This is a genomic window from Myxococcales bacterium (assembly GCA_016703425.1).
Taxonomy (GTDB): domain Bacteria; phylum Myxococcota_A; class Polyangia; order Polyangiales; family Polyangiaceae; genus JADJCA01.
Map to the genome: position 1 here is coordinate 115,334 of JADJCA010000002.1, position 20,167 is coordinate 135,500.

At 68.2% G+C, this 20,167-nt stretch carries 14 protein-coding genes; 8 read left to right on the plus strand and 6 right to left on the minus strand.

Annotated features, from left to right (window positions below):
- Positions 1 to 12 precede the first annotated feature (12 nt).
- Together IPG50_06780 and IPG50_06785 are read right to left on the minus strand one after the other, a co-directional pair.
- A complete protein-coding gene (locus IPG50_06780) occupies positions 13 to 1,806 on the minus strand; it encodes a L,D-transpeptidase (GenBank protein ID MBK6691895.1) in 1,794 nt (597 codons plus the stop codon).
- Between the two features lie 35 nt (positions 1,807 to 1,841).
- Positions 1,842 to 2,387 (minus strand): hypothetical protein, encoded by a 546-nt coding sequence (locus IPG50_06785; GenBank protein MBK6691896.1) that lies wholly within the window; start codon positions 2,385 to 2,387, stop codon positions 1,842 to 1,844.
- 413 nt (positions 2,388 to 2,800) lie between these two features.
- Between IPG50_06785 and IPG50_06790 the strand changes: the two genes are divergently transcribed.
- Entirely contained in the window at positions 2,801 to 3,745 is a 945-nt protein-coding gene (locus tag IPG50_06790) for a hypothetical protein (protein ID MBK6691897.1), read from the plus strand.
- A gap of 53 nt (positions 3,746 to 3,798) precedes the next feature.
- Here IPG50_06790 and IPG50_06795 read toward each other — a convergent pair whose 3' ends face one another.
- The gene (locus IPG50_06795; protein ID MBK6691898.1) at positions 3,799 to 4,833 is read right to left on the minus strand and encodes a hybrid sensor histidine kinase/response regulator; all 1,035 of its coding nucleotides are present in this window, start codon (positions 4,831 to 4,833) and stop codon (positions 3,799 to 3,801) included.
- Positions 4,830 to 6,146: a thymidine phosphorylase gene (locus tag IPG50_06800; protein MBK6691899.1), complete on the minus strand. Its 1,317-nt coding sequence runs from the start codon at positions 6,144 to 6,146 to the stop codon at positions 4,830 to 4,832. Before IPG50_06800 ends, IPG50_06795 begins: the two co-directional genes overlap by 4 nt.
- A 48-nt stretch (positions 6,147 to 6,194) precedes the next feature.
- Here IPG50_06800 and IPG50_06805 point away from each other — a divergent pair, with 48 nt between their 5' ends.
- From IPG50_06805 to IPG50_06825, 5 genes are all read left to right on the plus strand, one after another.
- On the plus strand, positions 6,195 to 6,713 hold the full coding sequence (locus IPG50_06805) for a hypothetical protein (GenBank protein ID MBK6691900.1): 519 nt from the start codon (positions 6,195 to 6,197) through the stop codon (positions 6,711 to 6,713).
- Entirely contained in the window at positions 6,710 to 7,894 is a 1,185-nt protein-coding gene (locus tag IPG50_06810) for a WYL domain-containing protein (GenBank protein ID MBK6691901.1), read from the plus strand. The genes IPG50_06805 and IPG50_06810 overlap by 4 nt, the downstream gene beginning before the upstream one ends.
- A gap of 97 nt (positions 7,895 to 7,991) precedes the next feature.
- A complete protein-coding gene (locus IPG50_06815; GenBank protein MBK6691902.1) occupies positions 7,992 to 9,377 on the plus strand; it encodes a KamA family radical SAM protein in 1,386 nt (461 codons plus the stop codon).
- A 168-nt stretch (positions 9,378 to 9,545) separates the two neighbouring features.
- On the plus strand, positions 9,546 to 10,520 hold the full coding sequence (locus IPG50_06820; GenBank protein MBK6691903.1) for a PilZ domain-containing protein: 975 nt from the start codon (positions 9,546 to 9,548) through the stop codon (positions 10,518 to 10,520).
- A 153-nt stretch (positions 10,521 to 10,673) separates the two neighbouring features.
- Positions 10,674 to 11,258: a hypothetical protein gene (locus IPG50_06825; GenBank protein ID MBK6691904.1), complete on the plus strand. Its 585-nt coding sequence runs from the start codon at positions 10,674 to 10,676 to the stop codon at positions 11,256 to 11,258.
- Here the strand turns inward: IPG50_06825 and IPG50_06830 are convergent.
- Both IPG50_06830 and IPG50_06835 read right to left on the minus strand, forming a co-directional pair.
- The gene (locus tag IPG50_06830; GenBank protein ID MBK6691905.1) at positions 11,255 to 12,343 is read right to left on the minus strand and encodes a type IV pilus twitching motility protein PilT; all 1,089 of its coding nucleotides are present in this window, start codon (positions 12,341 to 12,343) and stop codon (positions 11,255 to 11,257) included. The genes IPG50_06825 and IPG50_06830 overlap by 4 nt on opposite strands.
- A gap of 3 nt (positions 12,344 to 12,346) precedes the next feature.
- On the minus strand, positions 12,347 to 13,846 hold the full coding sequence (locus IPG50_06835; GenBank protein MBK6691906.1) for a PilT/PilU family type 4a pilus ATPase: 1,500 nt from the start codon (positions 13,844 to 13,846) through the stop codon (positions 12,347 to 12,349).
- 583 nt (positions 13,847 to 14,429) lie between these two features.
- On the opposite strand from IPG50_06835, the gene IPG50_06840 reads away from it, so the two are divergent.
- Positions 14,430 to 15,287, plus strand: a complete 858-nt coding sequence (locus tag IPG50_06840) for a hypothetical protein (protein MBK6691907.1) — start codon at positions 14,430 to 14,432, stop codon at positions 15,285 to 15,287.
- Positions 15,284 to 20,113: a hypothetical protein gene (locus tag IPG50_06845; protein MBK6691908.1), complete on the plus strand. Its 4,830-nt coding sequence runs from the start codon at positions 15,284 to 15,286 to the stop codon at positions 20,111 to 20,113. Before IPG50_06840 ends, IPG50_06845 begins: the two co-directional genes overlap by 4 nt.
- Positions 20,114 to 20,167: the final 54 nt, after the last annotated feature.

A 20,167-nucleotide genomic window follows, 5' to 3' on the forward strand; every position in this document is an offset into this window, starting at 1 on the left:
CCGATCGCTAAGCTAGGGCGGAGGCGCCGGCGCGTGGCGTCGCGTCTTCGGCACTTCGTCTTCATGGATGACGATGCGGGTGCCAGGACGCGCGTCGCCGGAGAAGACGCCGTGCCAACCTTCCGGGAGCGGCGGATCGCTCCAGAAGAAGAGAGCGCGCGCGTCGTCGGGCGCGAGGTTCACGCAACCATGGCTCCGAACGCCGCCAAAGTTGTTGTGCCAGAAGGCGCCGTGCAGCGCGAAACTTCCTTGGAAGTACATGACCCAAGGGACGTCCTCGATGGAGTAGGGCCCGTCGGCGGCGACGTCACCGTCCATGGTCGTCGTGACATGTTTCTCACGAATGCGAAACGTGCCGGTCGGCGTCGGGTGATCCTTCTCCTTGTCGACGGCGTTGCGCTTCCCCGATGAGATCAACGTCGCGAACACGGGCCGCGCGCCTTCAAAGGCCACGAGCGCTTGGCGCGTGAGGTCGACGTCGATCCACTTCTCCGCGGCAGCCAAATCGGCGGGAAGCGCCGCCTTCTTGGCGAGGCGGACGTCTGCCTCGCGCACAAAGAAGCCCTCGGTGGTGCCGAGCACGGTCACGCCGCTCAGCGTGACGCGCTCTCCCGTGAGAAGGACCGCTCGGCGCTTGGGCAACGCCTCGGCCCAGCCGAGCTTCTGCTTCGCGCGGTCGTAGACGATCTTCACGGCGACGCCGCTCGTGACGAAGGCCGCCCCGGGCTCGCCGAGCGCGGCAACCTTGGACGCGCTCGCTTCCGAGGCCGCGTCTTGAACGGCACCCTCGAGCATGGCATCGCCAAGGAGGGCGTCACCCGACGCGTCGAGAGCGCCAGCATCGAGGCTCGGCGGCGCGCCCACACCAGCCAACGAAGACGCATCGGGCAAGAGAGACCACACGCCGTGAAAGTCCGAGAGCTTCGGCTGCAGGGCGACCCGCTCAAAGGGCACCGCGAAGCCGTACGTCGTGCGCCACCACCGAGCGCCAGCCGCCTTGAAATCGCGATCGAGCGCGAGGAAGAAGCCTCGGACCATGCGACGCACGAGGACGCCTCGCCCCTTGAGCTCGCCGAGTCGCAGGTCGGCTTTGCCCGCGTCGGCGCGCAAGAACCACGGTGACGCGGACGCCGACGGCGCGGCGGCGGCGCGCGCTTCGGGCTTCGGCTTGGACTCGCTCGACTCTTCTTCCGACGAAGTCGTCGTCGTCGTCTCGCCTTCTTCGGCGGTCGGCTCCGGTGGCTTGGGCGCGAGCCACGGCTCGTACTTCTTCCGATCCTCAATCGAGAGCACACGACGATAGACCGGCGTGCCGTTGGTGAGATTGAAGCCGTATCGGTAGGGCAACCCGGCGTCGAGATCAGGCCCCTTCGGCGCGAGCTTCACGCGCGGGCTCTTGAGATCGGTCGTCACGGCTTTGCCGCAGACGAAGCCGCCCGACACGAGCTCGTACCACCCGTCGCTGCACTCCTCGTTGGGCATGACGCCGTCGAGCACGGCGGCGCGAGCGCCGTGCCTCAGGTAGCCCAAGCGCTCGGAGCCCGCGTCGCTCTCGGGCCACACCGGCTGGCTCAGGACCGAGACCACCATGTTCGCTGCGCCCACCACCGCGCCGTCGTAGGTGCCCGCGTCGAGGCGCGCGAATGCGAGGTCTCGCTCGACGCGCCGAGCATCCACAAAGGCGCCCGCTTCGAGCGCCGCATCCCCGAGAAACGTCGACGCAGGAAGCGTCGACGCCGCGTCAAAGCCGCCCTCGCGGGGCCGGTGACAAGCACCAAGCCCCACGAGCACGAGCGCCACGCCCATTGCTCCGGCGAGCCGAGCGGCGAGGCGTCCGGGGTTCAACCGCCGCCGGCAGCGTCCGTGGGTACGGCCGCGTCCACGCCAGCGTCGGCGGGAGGCGGAGGCGCCGCGGCGTCGGGTGCGCAAGTCGCCGCGCACCCTGAGTTGAGAGCGCAAAGGCCAAGAGACGTCGCTGCAGAGCCGGCGCTGAGGAGTCCGGCGCCGCAGGCGGTGAGCGCCTTGCCTTGACCGACGCACGCGAAGACGCCGATGACCGTCTCGCGGCAATCGCAGTCGGCCTGGCAGCCCTGCAGTTCCGAGGTGCAGTTGGTCTTGATGCAGCCCACACAGGCTCCAACGTTGACGCCGGAGTCCCCCGCTGCGGCGTCGGGAACTGTGAACTGCGTGATGTCGGCGTCGAGGCACTCAATGGGGGCCGCATCGGACTTGGCGTCGCCGGAGGCCTTGCCGTCGGTCGTCGCGTCACTGGAGGTCGGGGTCGCCGCCGCATCCTCCGTGTCGCCACATCCCGGGGCAGCCGTCACGATCCCGAGCAAGGACAAGGACATGGTCGAGGCGAAGGTCAGATAAAAACGTGCGCGCATGAAACCTCCAGAAGAGAAGCGCCCGGCCCCGGGTTCAACCGAACTCGTTGAACCGAAAGCGAGCGCACTCACCTTACCGGATGTCCAGCGGATGGGAAGTCGCGCGGCGCCGCTCGAAGCCCCTGCCGGGACCGGCGGGGGATGCTAGGGTTTTAAGTCCTCGCCAAACGGCGCCGAGCCAACGGGGCGCGTCCGTTCGAGTCGAAGGTTTTGGTCCCGATGAAGCCCTCCGAAAGCCTTCCCCCCGACGCGGACGCCCGGGCTCTTGGACCGGGGCTCTTGAGACCCGGGCTGTTGAGACCAGGGCTGTTGAGACCGGGGCTGCCGAACTCGGGGCACGGCGCCGCTTTTCGTTGGGCCAAGCGACCGACCTACCCAAAGACGATCGGCGGGGCCTTGCCATCGTGCTCGCCGTGCTCCTTGTTGCAGCGCTCGTCCTGCCGATCGTGACCTGGCAACGTGTGGCCTTGGCGCTCTTGTTGGGCGCCGGACTTCTGCGCGTGCTCTTGACGGCGCGACGTCGCGCCCCCGGCCTCGGCGAGGTCGTGGTCGACGACACGCGCATCGAACGTCGTGGCCGACGTGGACGCACGGTGCTCGCGATGTTTGCCGAACCCTTCGGCCTCGCGGTCTTTGCTGACCCTCGCCGCACCCGCGCGATCCTCGCCTTCACCTCGCCGGCGCAATCCCGATACCTGACGGCGCGGCTCGGCGAGGCAGAGCAGGGCGACGCGGATCGCGCCCTCTTGGCTCGGTCCGCCGCCGTGGCGGAGAGCGACGCGCTAGGCGCCCAGCTCGACGACTCAACCTTGGCCGCGCGGGATGCGGAGGCGCTCATCGCCTACGTTCAGGATCGCGCGCCCGACGCCGTGGGACGCATCGTGGTGTCGGGCGCCAACGGGGAGCCCGTCGTGCTCGATCGCCAGTCGCTCCGCGTCGGCCCACAGACCTTCGACCTCGCCGCTTCGCTCGACTGGAAGGCGTTCATGTTCCACGAGACCGTGGGCGCCATGGCGATGCTCTATCACGCGACCTGGGTGCGGCAGAACGACGCCGAGGTCGTGCTCGTCTCGCCGATGCCGCCGGAGGTCTCGTCGCTCTTCGCCGAGGGGCCCGACGAGGTGCGCTCGGTGGTGGAGCGGAGCAGCGAGATGCAGCGCGCCGTCGCGAAAGACCTCCGCGTGATGCAGGCCACCGCCGACACCCCGCCGCCCGTCGAAACGCGGGTCGCGGTCGAGCGCTTGTTCATGTTCCCGCTGCGTCGCGCGCTCGACACCGCACCGCGTGCGCGCGTCAGCATCCCGCCATTTCGCACGGGCACGCGAGAGCGAACGTCGGCGGGCCCGAAGCCAGCCTAGAGGCCCGTGAACGTGCCCATGCCCGTGGACCTGCGTGCGGTCGCTGAGCGCGCCTAGAGGTCGGCGAGTTCTTGCGCCAGACGCACCGCGTCGAAGGGCTTGTGAAAAACAGGGATACCGCTCTCGCGCGCGCGCACCATGGCGTCCGCCGCGAGGCCGCCCGAGGCCAAGGCAAAGCGCAACGCAGGAAGCCGCTGATGAAGGCGCTCGAAGAGCTCAAGGCCGGAGCCGTCGGGCAAGTGAAAATCGCACAAGACGAGCGCGACGCCGCCCCGTAGCACGCGCGCCTCCGCCTCCGAACACGAGGTGGCGATCTCCACCTCGAAACGCGGTTCAAGCGCCGCCGCGAGCGCGCGAGCGAGCGGCACCTCGTCGTCGACGATGAGCAGGAGGGATTTTGCCGTTGGCACGACGTCGCCCGGGCTCGGCGCCGCCGACTCGGTCCCGCTCGTCGCGTCCGCGGATGGATGGCTTCGAGCCCCCACGAAGGCAGCTCCCTCCACGCCGCGCGCCGCCTGACGCAGCTCGGTCAAGAGGTCCGCCATCTTGCGAACGCTGTCGCCGAGCTCCGACGCGTAGGTGCGCGCGACCTCCGTCTCCACGGTGCGAGCGAGCTGCGCCGTCGCGAGCGTGGCGTAGGCGAGAGGGTTGCCGATCTCATGAAGCACGCGCGCCGTGAGCCGCTCCACGGCCTGCGCCTCGCCGCGCGAGTCGGGCCGCGCGCTCGCCAGCTCGCCGATGCGAGCGGCGGCGGCCACGGCGTCGAGGGGAAGGTCGACGATGCGGCCCGGACCCGCAAAGTAGAGACGACCGGCGCGCGCGAGCTCGATGACGACGCGAAGTTGGCCCTCGCGCTCAGCCGCCCGCACCGACTTCAAACGCTCGATGGTGCCGGTGCCGAGGAACGTCGCGGGCGCGTCGCTGGCTTCGCCGGGCACGATCGCGTCACCCGCCGCGTCAAAGGCCGCGTGGAGCGCGAGGCCCGTCATGGACGCGATGGCGTCGGCCACGAGCCGCAGCTCCGCGCGCCGATCGTCGCTCACGGCGGCCAACTGCTCCGCCAGCAACGTCAGCCGTGGGAGGATCAAGACGCCTCGATGCGACCGCGGACCAGGGGCGCCGGCGGCGGCGCTTCGTCCCCCACGACGAAAGCGTCGCGGACACGTCCCTGGACGCGAAGCGCATCCTCCGGACGACGTACGTAGAGGCGCGCGAGCAGGTCGCCGCTGTTCACGCGGTCTCCAGGCCGGATCGGCACCGTGATGCCAACGGCCGCGTCGACGGCTTGATCGCTCCGCGTGCGTCCGGCCCCCAAGACGACCGCCGAGAGCCCGATTTCGAGCGCATCGACGGCCGTGACGACGCCGCTTCGTTGCGCCACCACGTCGTGCGTGGCGGTGGCGACGACGAGCCGCTCGGGCTCGGCGACAACGCGCGGATCGCCCCCCTGCGCTTCGATCATTCGTTCGAAGACGCGGGCCGCGCGCCCCTTGGCGATGGCGTCTTTGAGGTGAACGCGGGCGTCGCTTGTCGTCTTCGCCACGCCGCCCATGACAAGCATCTCGGCGCCGAGCACCATCGTGCATTCGACGAGATCGTCGGGGCCACGGCCGTGCAGAACGTCGATGGCCTCGCGCGTTTCGAGGGCGTTGCCGATGGCTTCACCAAGAGGGGCGTCCATGGACGTGAGCAGGGCCACCACGCGCTTGCCAGCGCGCGTGCCGACGCGGACGAGGGCATCGGCGAGCGCGCGAGCCCGCGCCTCGTCCTTCATGAAGGCGCCGCGCCCCACCTTGACGTCGAGCACGAGGCCGTCGATGCCTTCTGCGAGCTTCTTCGACAGGATCGACGCGACGATCAGCGGAATGCACTCAACGGTGGCTGTGACGTCGCGCAAGGCATAGATGCGCTTGTCAGCAGGCGCGATCTCCTTCGTCTGGCCGATCATGCACGTGCCAACATCACCGACGATGCGCGTGAAGGCCGCGACGTCGAGATCGGTCCGAAAACCGGGGATGGCCTCCAGCTTGTCGAGCGTTCCGCCGGTGTGACCGAGGCCGCGACCGCTGACCATCGGTACCGGAACGCCGCAAGCCGCCACAAGCGGCGCCAGGCAGATGGAGACCTTGTCTCCCACGCCACCGGTGGAGTGCTTGTCGACCTTGAACCCCGCGACGGAGGACAGGTCGAGCACGCGGCCCGAGTGGAGCATCGCCTCGGTGAGGGAGACCGTCTCCTCGTCGTCGAGGCCGCGGAAGTAGACGGCCATGAGCCAGGCGGCCATCTGGTAGTCGGCTAGCGTGCCGTCACCAAAGGCGGCGATGACATGAGCGATCTCGGCGGGCGAGTGCTTGAAGCCATCTCGTTTGCGGGCAATGAGCTCGACGAGCGAACGCTCCATGAGTCGGGAGAGGCTATCAGAAGCGCCGATCGAGAGTATCCTTCCGCGGTGCGACCGTCCTTGGCCACACCGGCTTGGCTCTTCCGCGTCGGCGTGATGGTCGTCTTGGCGACGGCGACCAGCGGAGCCCTGCTCGCGGCACCACCTGTATTCCTGCCGCGACCGCCCGCGGCAGCGAGACCCGACGCTCGCGCCGATGCGCACGCCGAGCCGGGGCCGCGCCCGTGCGGCACCGATGGCGGCGACGACTGTCCCCTCCAAGGATTCATGAAGCAGTCGGCGGCGCCGCCGTCGAAGGGCACCGACGCGGAGGCGCTCGCCGAAGCCTTCGACAAGATCGCGGCCTTGGCCCCCCACGTGAGCGCCTACCCCTATTGGGGATCCATCGCCAAGGACGGCGCGAACGTCGCGCGTCGAGGCCGCATCGATGCGGCCCGCGTCGCGTGCGTGTCGTGCCATGAGCAGTACCGCGCGCGCTTTCGGAAGGAGCTCCGCACGCTGGGCCTCGCCGAGCTCCCCGACGCCGGCGATCTGGAGGCGGGCAGCCCCGGCGCGAGCAAACCATGAAGCCCGCTCCGCCCTCCCGTGACACGCGTCCGCCGCCAACGCCGTCGCCGAGTCGTGCGCCGGGCGCGCTCGTGCCCGCGCGCGGCGCCCAGCTCCCGCTCGCGACGAACGCGGCGGCGACGAAGCGCGCTGGCGAGCGCGCCGGCGAGACGGCCCGACGACGAGGCCAGCGGCGTGGACGACCGAGCGGCTCCTTCACGCAACACCGAAGGCTCGACCGGCTGCGCGCGGTCTTGGAAGCCAACCCCCGCGGACTGCGCCTCGAAGAGCTCGCGGTGATGCTCCACGTGACGACGCGTTCGGTGCGGCGCTACTTGAAAGAGCTCAGCCGCCTGACGGAGCTCGAGTCCGTTCCCCTCGGCCCCGGCTCGCCGCACGAGTGGCGCATCAAGCCCAGCGAGCGCGGCCGCGCCGTCGCGTTGCGACGAACGCAAGCCTACGGCCTCCTCGCGACGCGAGGCCTCTTCGACGTGTTTCGCGGCTCGGCGCTCTTCGACGAGTTCGACATCGGCCTCGGCATGGTGGCGACGCTCGCGCAGAGGCCCACGCGAGGGCGCGCCGGCGGCGACATCCCCCTCGACCAGAAGCTCGAGGAGCGCTTCCTCTACGCGCCGTTTCCCGCTCGCTCCTACGCGGGCCGCGGCGAGCTCACCGACGAGCTGTTTCGCGCCGTCGCCGAGTGCCGCGAGACGCGATTGCGGCTCCTGGATCGCGCGGAGCCTGTCGATGTGGAGCCCTACGCGCTCGTGGCGCATCACGGCGACCTGACCTGCGTCGTGCGGGACGTCGCCTCGGGCCGCCTCGAGGTGCACGCGCTCGAGGCCATCGCCGAGGCCGTCTCCAACGAAAGGAAGCGCTTCGTCGTGCCCGCCGACTTCGATCTCAGGGCCTTCCTGCACGGCGCGTTTGGCGTTTCGGCGCCGGGCCTCGAGCACCGCATCATCGTAGAGTTCGACAAGGCGGCGGCGGCCGAGGTTCGCGCCCGCAAGTGGCACGCGTCCCAGAGGATCGCGACGGCGCCCGACGGGCGCGTGCGCCTTTCCCTTGTCTTGCCGGAGCTGGAGGCCGTGAAGCGCTGGATCCTGGGCTTCGGGCCGCGGGCGCGCGTCGTCGAACCGCCGGAGCTGGCGCGGGCCCTGGCGGCGGACCTGAAAGCAACGCTGGCGCGCTACGGGGCCTAGCGCCGTCTCCAGCGCGGCAGGGCCCGATTATTGTGCACTGCAACAATGCCGTGTGCTCGAACTTGAACGGCGCTCAAGGCCGTGGGAGAAGCAGGGCATGTCGACCGCGCTCCCGATCGTCCAACACGAGCCCATCGTCCCCAAGAAGCCGCCGGTCGACCCGTCGACGCTCAAGCATAGAGACCTCCTCCGGGGCCCATTCTGGCGGCGAATCCCAGCCTACGCCGAGGTCGACGAGAAGACCTTCCTCGATCACAACTGGCAGGCGAAGCACACGATCACCAACATTCCGAAGCTCCTGAAGGCGCTCGAAGGCCTCGTGCCCGAGACCTTCACGGAGGACGCGGCGGCGGGCTTCAAGCGCGCCCCCATGAGCGTGCGCGTGAGCCCGTACCTGATGTCGCTCATCGATTGGAGCGACCCCTACGCCGATCCGTTGCGGACGCAGTTCGTGCCCGTCGCGTCGCGTCTCTTGCCGGATCATCCGAAGCTCAACCTCGACTCGCTCCACGAGCAAGAAGACGCGCCGGTGCCGGGGCTCACGCACCGCTACGTCGACAAGGCGCTCTTTTTGCCGCTCGACACCTGCCCCGTCTATTGCCGCTTCTGCACGCGGAGCTACGCCATCGGGCTCGACACGGAGGAGGTCGAGAAGGTGCAGCTCAAGGTCAACGAAGACCGCTGGCGTCGCGCGTACCAATACATCGCGTCGCGGCCCGAGCTCGAGGACATCGTCATCTCCGGCGGCGACGCCTACCAGCTCCGCGCGCAACAAATCGAAGACATCGGGATGGCCCTGCTCGACATGCCGAACGTGCGCCGCATGCGGTTTGCCACGAAGGGCCCGGCCGTGATGCCGATGAAGATCCTCACCGACGCCCCGTGGGTCGACGCGCTCACGAAGGTCGTCGAGCGCGGCCGCAAGCTCCACAAGGAGGTCGTGCTGCACACGCACTTCAACAACCCCAACGAGATCACCGGCATCACAGAAGACGCCATGGGCGTCTTGATGGAGCGCGGCATCGTCGTTCGGAACCAGTCGGTGCTCCAGCGCCGCGTGAACGACTCGGTCGAGACGATGACGCTGCTCGTGAAGCGGCTCGGGCACGTGAACGTGCACCCGTACTACGTCTACGTGCACGACCTCGTGAAGGGCGTCGAAGACCTGAGGACCACGCTCGAGACGGGCCTTTACCTCGAGAAGCACGTGCGCGGCTCGACGGCCGGGTTTAACACGCCCACCTTCGTCGTCGATGCGCCCGGCGGCGGCGGCAAGCGCAACGCCCACTCCTACGAGTATTACGATCGCGAGACCGGCATCAGCGTCTTCACGGCGCCCTCGGTGAAGGCCGGGCAGTTCTTCCTCTACTTCGACCCGCTCGATCAGCTAAGCGAGACGATTCGCCGCCGCTGGGCCGATCCGGTGGAGCAAGAGCAGATGATCCAAGCGGCCATCGCCATGGCGCGCAAACACGTGCGCTAGAGCCCTCTGGCGAATCGGTTCGCGCTTGAGTTTCGGGCCGCCGGTGTCGCACCTTCACCTGCCTATTTGGGGGTTCGGGCGAGTCGGTGAAACCAGGAATCTTGTTCGCGCGTCCATGGTTCTTAGGCACGGGGCGGAGAACTTCCCCGCCCCGTCCTCCTTAGAACCATGAAACTTCAGGCTGCACTCTCCGGCTTCTCCTCTCCGGCGCCCCCCGCGGAGCCGGCGCGGCCCCGTCCTCAGTCGGGCGAATACCGAGCGGCGGCCCACGTCGCCGATCTCACGCTGCCGCTGACCTGGACGCGTGTATCGCTTCTGCCGGGCGCAGCGCCCGCGGCCGTCGATGGCGGCGCGCGACCCGTGACCGCGTATTGCGAGACGGTGATCCTGGAGGACGACGCGTTCGATGCGAGCGTGCACCTCGTCGACGGCGCCATCGGGTGGGTCGAGTCGAGCGCTCCGTTGCCGACGTTCCTGGAGCGCCTCGTGTATGGCGGCCTCGTGACGGCCGCCGAGATCGAGCTCGTTTCAACCTTGTGCCGCCTCGACGGCCTCAGCGTCTCCGACGCCCTCTTCCGCCTCGAGCTCGTATCGCGTACAGCGCTCAATGAGATCGTGCGCGAACACGTGAAGGAGCACGTGCGCGCGATCTTGGCCTACCGCAGCCGTGCGACCGGCAGCACAAGAGGAGCCACGCCGCGCGCCCAAGTGCGCACGACGACGACGCCGCTCGTGTTCGATCGCTCCCTCGTCGTTCCCGTCGCGTCGATCCTCGACCTCGCCGAGCGGCGCGCCTTCCGTGAGTTCGTCGGCGCCGGCGGTCCGTCGTTGCCAAGCAGCCACGACGATCTGCGCGTACCGCTCCGTCGCACGGCCCGCGTCGAGACGACGCGGGGCGCGCTCATGATGACGACGCTCGACATTTCCCTGGTGGGAGCGCGACTGCGGCCACCCTCGCTCTTGCCCGCCGGCGCCGAGCTCGTCGTCCACATTAACATCGCCGGCGAGACGCTCGAGCTGCCGGCACGCGTGGTCGACATCGAGAGCCCCGGCGGCGAGGCGCCCTTGCTCGTGGTGGCATGGCACGATCTGTCGGCGCAAGCGGAGGCTTCGCTCTCCCGGGTGCTCGGCGCGATTTATTAAACAGGCGCTTTCGGAGCGCTGAATTTGCCGTGAACGTGGCGGCGGCCACGAAAGGTGAACCGCGGGGCGTCCACGCAGCGCCCGGAGATAGCGCTTCTGCGCGGCATTTCTTGCCGAATCCGCGCGGCACGACACGTGCGTGAGAGGTCGTTCATGAATGACCTCGTCGAACTTTCCGCAAGCGACCTCGAAGTCACCACCGGTGGTCTCAACTGGGAAGGCAACCGCCTCTCCGACAACGTCGAAGACCGTCGCACGCCCATCGACACGACCGGCGAGTTTGCTCGCTACGACCGGGCCCTCGACGCGGAGATCGCGGACTACGGCTACGGGTTAAGCACGGACATCACCACGCCGGGACAGGTTCGGGCCTACGACGACATGATGGTCGCACTCGACAAGGCCAACGACGACTTCGTGTGCAGCAACCTCTTCGGCGCCGACTTTCCGCGCTACGACATCGACACGCCGGGTGAGTTCCAGCGCTGGGACAAGACCGACTCGCCAGGTGGATACGACGGCGCGCGCAACCAAGAGAGCGAGCCGGTCGCACCGGCCGACTTCAGCGTGTGGGGCGCCGACGCGAGTGACGTGCTCAATGACGGCGGCATGGAGCTCGGCGGCGGCAACTTCGCTGGCGAGACGTTTGCTGCCGAGAGCTTCGCTGGCGGTGGCGGCGGCTTCGGGGGCGGCGGCGGCGCCTCGCTCGAGACGTACGCGCAAACCGAGCAGTGTTAGCCGCCTGCTTTCGCACCTGATCCGGGCACGCGCGTCTGGAGCTTCTGAAAGTTCTCCTTGTCGCTGGCCTTCTCGTAAGCCTCGGCGAAGGTCACGCGCTTGTCGAGAACCAGGCGCTCGAGCGCCATGTCCATCGTTTGCATGCCCTGCGCTTGGCCCGCCTGCATCACGCTAGGAATCTGGAACGTCTTGCCCTCGCGAATCATCGCTGCGATGCCCGACGTGCCGAGCAAGATCTCCAGCGCCGCGACGCGGCTTTTGCCGTCAGCGGTCTTCACGAGCTGTTGGGCCACGATGCCGGCGAGGCTCTCGGCGAGCATGCCGCGCACCTGCGGCTGCTCGTCGGCGGCGAACACGTTGATGAAGCGATCGACGGTCGCCGGTGCGCTGTTCGTGTGAACGGTGGCGAAGACGAGGACGCCGAAGCTCGCGAGCTGAAGCGCGAGCTTCATGGTCTCGTTGCCCCGTAGCTCGCCGATGAGGATGACATCGGGATCCTCACGGCCGGCACTCCGAATGGCGCTCGGAAAGCTGTCGGCGTCGCGCCCGATCTCGCGGTGCGTCACCTGCGCCTTGAGCGGCTCGTGGACGAACTCCACGGGATCTTCGACGGTCAAGATGTGGCAGGGGCGCGTCTCGTTGATGTGGCGCAACATCGCGGCGAGCGTCGTCGACTTGCCGGAACCGGTGGGGCCCGTGACGAGGATCAAGCCGGCGCGGCGCTCCGCGAGCTTGCGAACGATCTCCGGGCAGCCCAGATCCTCGAGGGAGCGAATGCGCGTCGGGATCGTGCGGAACACGGCCGCGATGCCCGTCTCCTTGGTGAAGTAGTTGCAACGAAAGCGCGCCTTTTCCCCGAGCGCGTAGGCGAAGTCGAGGTCGTGCTCCGTCTCGAAGCGCTGCCGCTGGCCTGGTTCGAGGATCTCGAAGAGGAGCGACTCCATGTCATGCGCCGTGAGCCGCTCCGGGCGGAGCGGAACGAGATCGCCGCGGGCGCGGGCGAGCGGCGGATACCCCACCCCGAGGTGGAGATCGCTGGCGCCTTGCGCGAGGAGCAAGTCGAAGAGTGCGTCGATGCGAGCCAAGCGTTACCTCCCGAAGTCCGGCGACTCCGCGACGAAGCGTGCAGAATCCATAGAAATGCGACCGCCCTTGACCATGTCCATGAGCTGATCGTCGAGGCGAATGATGCCGAGCTGCTTGCCTCGCTGCTGCAAGCTCGGGATTTGAAACGTGCGGTTCTCGCGAATGAGCGCCCACAAAGGCACGTTGCCCGGGAGCATCTCCGTCGCAGCGACCATTCCGCCTTGCAGCGAGGGAATGAGGCGCTGACCGACGATGAGGCGCAGGCCGCCGGCGAGCGTCATGCGCACCTGCCCCTGGTCGGCGGGCGGGAACAGATCGATGAGGCGCTCGATAGTCTTGGCTGCGCTCGGCGTGTTCATGGTGCCGAGCACGAGGTGCCCCGTCTCGCTGGCCGTGAGGGCCATGCGCACCGTCTCGGTGTCGCGAAGCTCCCCCACGACGATGACGTCGGGGTCTTCGCGGAGCGACGCTTTGAGCGCCGTCTCAAAGGAGCGTGTATGCAAGCCGACTTGGCGCTGACTGATGAGCGCCTTCTTCGGCACGTGCACGTGCTCGATGGGATCTTCGATGGTGACGATGTGATGCGTCGACTCGCGGTTCAAGATGTCGACGAGCGCCGCCAGCGTGGTCGACTTCCCCGAGCCGGTGGGGCCCGTCAGCAGAATGAGGCCCTGATGGTGCTTGGTCGACTCGGCGATGGCGAGGGGAACGCCGAGCATCGACAGCTGGGGAATTTCCCTTGAAATGAGCCGAAAGCAGCCCTTGAGGCCGCTCCGTTGGCGCGCCACGTTGACCCGGAAGCGGCCGAGCTTCGGGTCCTCGAGTGCGAAGTCGCACGAGCCGGTGCGCTCGAGCGTCGCCACCAAAAGCGGCGGCACGATGGGCATGAGCATCGCGGAGACTTGCGCCGCCGAGAGGTAGCCGCTCTCGGCGGCGAGGGCACCGAGCATGCGGAAGGTCGCCAACCGATCGGCCACGATGTGCACGTCGGTCGCGTGCTTGCGCCGCGCCGCGGAGAGCAAGTCGAACAGCTCGCCTGGCAGGGCCACGCCAGCGGGCGGTCGCGCCGATGGAGCCCGCACCCCGAGGTCGACGGGCGCCGGGTCCGGCGCGATGGGAGAAGACACGAGGCGCCCACCTTCGAGGGACACAGCCACGTCGGCGATGCCGCCGAGCGCCGGCGGTGACGCTGACGCGCGCGAGCTTGCGCTTGCGACAGCCTCGCCGAGGCCGATGCTCGCGCCCGCGCCAATGTCTAGATCGAGCTCGAGCTCGAGCGCGCCGCCAAGCGTCGGCACCGGCGCGGCCGGCGGCGGCACGACGGAGGGCGCCGAGTGAGACGACGGGCCGACGGAGATGGCCTTCGGGGCAGCAGAGGCCGGGCCCGTCGCTGGCGACGCATCGAGCTCGAAGTCGAGCGGGCCTGGTTGACTCGCGCGTGGCTCCTCACGTTCGCGAAGCGTGAGGCGCGCTTGTACGCTCCCCCCGCGCCGCACAGCCATGATCGCGACGAGCCCCACGCCGGGCTGCCGATGGGTCCACGACGACGGCTTCTCGCTGAGCGCGCCGACGAAGGCTTCGCCACCGATGGTGGCAAGGGCGCGCACAAGCTCGGGCTCGTCGACGGCGGCCCTGTCGACAGGCACGTACGTGCCGCCCTCCTTTCGACAAGGAAGGCGACCGCTCGCGAGGGCAACCTCCGTCACGTTGGGGCGATGAAGCTCCCGGACCAAATCGACAATGGGCCTCACGTGCCTCCCAGTTAATGGAGTCCCCAGAATGGCACGGAGCCAAAGGTTGCGGCCAGCTCGCGTCAGTCGCCCGGCGGACGCGCCAAGCGCGGAGCCGGCGGTGCGCGGCCGCCCCGCTTCGTCGGACCGGTTATTGAAGTGTGAGACACCGACGCAATCGCAAAAACCTCCCGGCCCATGAACTCTTTGCGATGTGGGGAAGGCGGTGTCGTCGTCGGCACATGATGGAACCGTGGCGATTTCCTGGTCGACGGTACGACCATCTTTGAGGCATGACTCGTGCTCGCGACCGGGGGGGTTGCTGCGCCTTCTGGCGCGGGGAGAACACGAGCGAATGAAGAAGCTCCTCGTCGGGATCAGATGGGCCACGGTGGCGCTGCTCACAGCCGGGTGGTTTGCCGCGTGCGCCGACAACGGCCCTGGTGAGGGTGTCGTGAGCAGTGGAGACAGCCCCGCCCCGCGACCGACGGGCACCACGGAGCCCGGCCCGGGACCTGGGCCTGGGCCCGGCCCCGGCCCAAGCGGCGACGGCAGCGTCGTGTTGCTTCCCGACGGGGCGCCGGCTCCCACGCTCGACCGCGACCTGTCCACCCAGGGCCCCCCCGCGGAGCAGATCGATGGCGTGCTCTGCGCCAAAGACAACTCGGCCTACAACCTCATGGAGCTTGTCCCAAGCACCGCGCCCCTCGCGGTGCAAACGGCGTGGACACAAGCCAAAGCCATCACCGGAACCCACCCGGCGGCGGTCCTGCGCATCAGCGGCGCCGTGGCTGGAGCTCCCCCGACGGTGACGCTCGGAGGCGTCCACCTCGTGAGCCCTAGCGAGTACGAGTTCGACCCTGGCGCCGCTACGACCGCTCTGCTTCCCATCGACCTGACGGCTGGCGACCCGGGGCGCTTCGCCTACCAGGGCCCGGCCAATTTCGTCTTCGCGTTCTCGCGCAACTCGCTCAACGGCTTCCAACCCGACCACACCGTCATCGACGGCAAGGTCGACCAGAACTGCGACGTGTTCACGGGCAGCGTGACGCTCCGCATCCCGTCGGCCAATGCGGCGTCGCCCTTTGGGTCGACGACCGTGGGCGCGGCCTTTGGCGCTCCCAACCTCGACTTCGACGGAGACGGCAACATGGACGGCTGGACCTTCACCCTCACCGGCGTCGCCACGACGACGTCCATGAGGTTCGAGTGAAGACTGTGGTCTCGACACGCCTCGCCGCCCGAGGCCTGAGCGCGCTCATCCTCGCCTTGGGCCTGTCGGCCCTCGCCGCATGCTCCACCGACAAGCCGAATGGCGCCGAAGACACCACGGCCAGGCCGTCGGGAAGCACCGCGCAGAACTGCCAAAAGAACGACCCCGGCTGCGCGTGCGCCAACGAAGGCAAGCGCATCGCGTGCGGCAAGGTCACCAGCAAAGATCCGAGCGGCCGCGTGGTCTGTGGTCTCGGCGGTCAGGTCTGCAGCGGCGGCAAGTGGAGCGAGTGCGCCATCGACTCGTACGCGCCCGGTCACGACGGCATCGCCACGCAGGCCCTCGGCAGTCCTGGCGCTTGCAGCGACGCCTGCGATCTCTATTGCAAGGCGACGCAAGACGTCCCCGATCCGTCCGTCAATTTGCTCAACGGCGGCGGCCTCTCGCCCGACGGTGGCGGCTCAAGCGGGTCGAAGCTCGTGCTCGGCGACGCGGGCATCACGCTCCCGCAGACGAACCGCCTCCCGGATGGCGGTCCCACGCCCGAAGACCTCGCGATCCTCCTCGATGCCGGCGGCATTCCCGACACGGGCCCCGACGGCCCAGGCTTCATCTTCCACGAGCTGCTCCCCGGCGAGACGGCCCAAGATCCAGTGGCGCTGCCGCCCGGTGAAGTGCCCGGCGCCGACATCTACTTCCTCCTCGACGACACGAACTCGATGTCCGAGGAGACGACGAAACTCACGCAGGCCATCCAGGCGTCTCCCAGTTTGCTCGACGGCATCCGAAGCATCTTCAACAACCAAGCCAGCAAGGTGCAGTTCGGCTTTGGTCGCTTCGAGGAGTACAAGCAGAACCCCTACGTCCCGGGCTCGACGCCGGAGCTCCCGTTTCAGCACTTGCTCTCGATCACCGGTGACGACAAGGCGGCAGGTGCGGCCGCGCTCTGGGTGCAGACCGACGCGTACACGCCACCGATTTCGAACCGCCCCGGCGGTTCGAACCCTGAGTCGCTCAGCTCTGCGCTCTACATGATCGCCACCGGCGGCATGTCGGGAGCGAGCTACCAGGGGTTGTTCAAGGCCGTGCCGAGCACCTGCGATCCCACGAAGTGGTGGGTCTCCCCGCGCGATTGTTGGGGCGGCACACCCGTCCCGTCGGCCTCGTTCACCGCCGCCGGCGCAGCGATCCCCCTCGACTACCCGGTTGCACCGGCGATCACAGTCCCCTGCCCGGCCGTGGCAAACCCGCCCTCGGGGTACAGCCCCGGTTACCCGTGCTGGCGACCGAGCAAGACGCCGATCGTGATCGTGATGACCGACGCGCCCTCGCACAACGGGCCGAACGGTCACTACAGCTATGTGCACTCCACGGCGGCGCCGAACCCGTCGCTCCAAGGCGCGCTCATCTTTCCGAACGCCCAAGCGGCTCCGGCGGCGGTGGCCCCCAACGACGGCTCCACGTTCTCGGCCGCGGTGCCCCTCACGTTGCCGGCCTATGGGTCGGGCGCCATCTACTACGGCACCGTACCCTCGCGCGCCTCGAACTCGAGCGTCGGAAGTGGGTTGGCCTTCGACGAGGCGACGCTCACACCGCCCGGTGATCGAAAGCTCGTAGCCACCTTCCCGGGCGTCTACCCGGCGTATGCCACCGAGGGGTCGCGTCCCTATCACTCGACGCTCCGCGACTGCACGCTCAACCAGACGTACCAAACGTGCCTCGCCTACGCGAACATCGCCCCCAAGCCGCCGAACTATCGCTACGTCCCGGCCACGATCACGGATGTCGACACGGCGGAGGTCACGCGAAACTGGGTCAACGACACGCGCGCCAACTATTTGACCCTGCCCTACACCACGACGAACCTCGGAGCTCCGGTGGCTCCAGCCGCGACCTGCACGCAAACTAGCCCCAACGCCACGGGCTGCGCGGGTGCGTCATTCCCCGGCCTCGCCACCACCGTGACGGGCGCCTCCGCGTCGCTGCCCACGGCGCCCGCCGGCGTCAACGCCTTCGGCTCCGCGACGGTACCGACCATCGGTCAGCGCATCTACGCCTGCGTCGATCTCGTGTCCGATGGCCAGATCACCGTCTCGGCGCGGCTCCTCGCGAAGGTTGGCTCGGCCTCGGCGAACACGGGCGACTACACCCTCCGGTCGAATTCCATCACCAACACCACCACCACCAATTGCGTGACGCTCTACGCCACCGCGGCCAACCAGAACTTCTACTTCGCGGTCGAGCGTCAGGTGGGCGATCCCACGTTCCCGATCGTGCGCGTTCGCTACGGTATCCAGAGCCCCACGTGCGGCGGCACCCAGATTCAAAAGGCACCGTCCAACAACACGTCCGCGCCCCAGTGTTGCAACTGCGCCGCTGGGTACACGAAGGTGGGCAACTGCTGCAACGGTTCCCCGCCCGCGACGTGCCCCGCCGAGAGCTACCTTTCCGGCGGCGTGTGCTATCGCTTGGGCTGCTCGGATACGTCCTACGCCCTCTTCAACAACGGCTCGGCCACCGCTTCCCCCTACAACGCGAACCGGGGCGTGGCGCCCACTGCCACGACGGCGTGTGAGAAGTGTCCTGCGGCCGCTGTGGGCATGACCGCCGTCGGTCTCGCCTCGAACCCACCGCCGATCTCTTCCGTCGGCCACCATACGACGACGAACGCGTGCCGCTTCTGTCCGTCCACCGGAAACACGCAGTGGCACCAGGGCACGTCGACCTGCAACCAACCGTGCACCCCCGCAGCCGCGCCTGTACCGGCGGGGTACACGCAGAGCGATCTCTCCCGACACCTCTGCTACGTGCCGTGCGCGGCCGGGTTCTCGTCGTACTACGCGACCGCCGCGACGGGCGGTTGGCGCTGCTCGCAGACCGCCTGTCCCGCGAGCTATCAGGCCACCAACAACGCGCAATGTGCAGCCTCCGGCTACGGCGCCAACTGCTGTCGCGCCTACAGCTGCAACACGGCCGCCGGCGGTACGGGCGGCGGGTGCGCGTTTCCAGCGCCCCCGTCACCCGCTACCGTCCCCAACAGCGCCTACACGTGCTCGGGCGCCGATAGCACCTCGTCCTTCAACGGCTGCGTCCCGCAGTGCACGCCGGGAGCGGCGTGCAGCTACCTCGCCGCCGCGGGCTCGACGGCCTGCACGCAGGGCGCCGCCCCGGCCACCGCCACCACGCCCGCAGTGGCGGCCAACAACGCGCTGTGCCACGGCTACCCGGCTGGAACGGCGTGTGCGTCGGGGTTCACGAACACGACCGGTGGCGATGGCCGTCGGTGGGCGGAGATGATCTATCGCTTCACGGTGCCGGTGCGCGACAGCGCGAAGCCGAACACCGATCCAGCGAACCGCTACTTCTACCACTTCGCCCTCTTGAGGAATGCCCCCGGCACGGCGCTCACGAGCGATCCGAACGCGTTCCTCTACCTGAAGAGCGCCAACAACCTCTATGGCGCCGGAAACGTCGCCAGCGACGCCACCCCCCATGGCCCGGTGCTCGACTGCAACCGCGACGCAAACAAGTTCAACAAGATCGGCTCGAGCGTCGACGCCGACCGTTACGTTCGGTCCGAGATCAACTCCTACCTCTACCCGGGCGACTACTTCCTGATCGTCGACAAGCTCGGCGACTACGTCTCAGGGTCGGGCACACCGAACACTCCCGCGTACAACTACGTGCTCCAGGTCGGCACCTTCGACGACGACAACTACGCCGCCCCGAGCTTCAAGCAAACCGTGGCGGCGCTCAACGCGGCCGGCGTCAAGACCATCGGCGTTGACAGCTCAGGCGTCAGTTGCCAGCAGGCCAACACGGCCGCCATCTCGCAGTACCAGACCCGCGACTACCTCGAAGAGGTCGGTCGAGCGACGGGCTCGGTCAACGGCATCACGGGCAAGCCCTTCGTCGTCTCCATCCGGCGCGACGCCTCCGACTGCGATCCGCTCAGCGGCAGCACGAACGGGCTAAAGGACGCCGTCCAGCAAGCCGTCAGCGATCTGACCACCACGCTCCGCCAGGACATCACCATCCGCGCCGTCCCGGCGAACATGCCCATCGCGCCGCCGGTATTCGCGCCCCCGAGCGCTGCGACGGCGTTCATCCAAGACGTCGTGACGGTCGACAGCGTCGACGTTCAGAACAACTGCGGCTCGGTGTCAGCGCCGATCATCACGCCGATGGCCACGGAGCCGGCAGCGGCGGGGCTCCCCTATTCGAGCCAGAAGTTCCAGGTCTGCCTCCCGGGCACGGGGGTCACGTTCCAAGTCACCTTCGTGATGCCTGTCACGATCCCGCGCACGTCGGTGGATCAGTACTTCCGGTTCGACCTCGTCATCCTCCGAGGCCTCGGCGAAGTCTTCCGCATTCCGGTCGTCCTGAAGCTCCCGAAAATCCCTGAGGTCGGCAACTTCTTCCGCGACTACGACATGACCGGCGTTTGCCCCGGGGGCACCCTCATCGTGTGGGATCGGCTGGCTTGGGACACGGACGACCCGCTCGCGAGCGTGGTCATGCCTCAACCTACCGGCTCAAAGATCGACATCTCGGTCATCATGGGCACGAGCATGGCCGATCTCGTGACGAAGACCGGCAACGCCACCTACGAGAAGAGCATCGGCACGGCGCGGGCCTCACCCACACCGAACACCGAGGTGTCCTCATCGTTGCTGGGCCCGGCCATCAACTACCAGCGGGAGAACTTCCTCCGAGTTCACTTCCAGCTCCACCCGTCCCCACAAGGTGCGTATCCCAATAGCGCCATCTACGTCCCGACGCTCCGAAGCTGGCAGCTCTACATCTCCTGCCCCCCGACGGAATAACTAAGCTACATTGAAATCTGGGGCGCGTGCACAATGCACGTGGTCCATGACGGG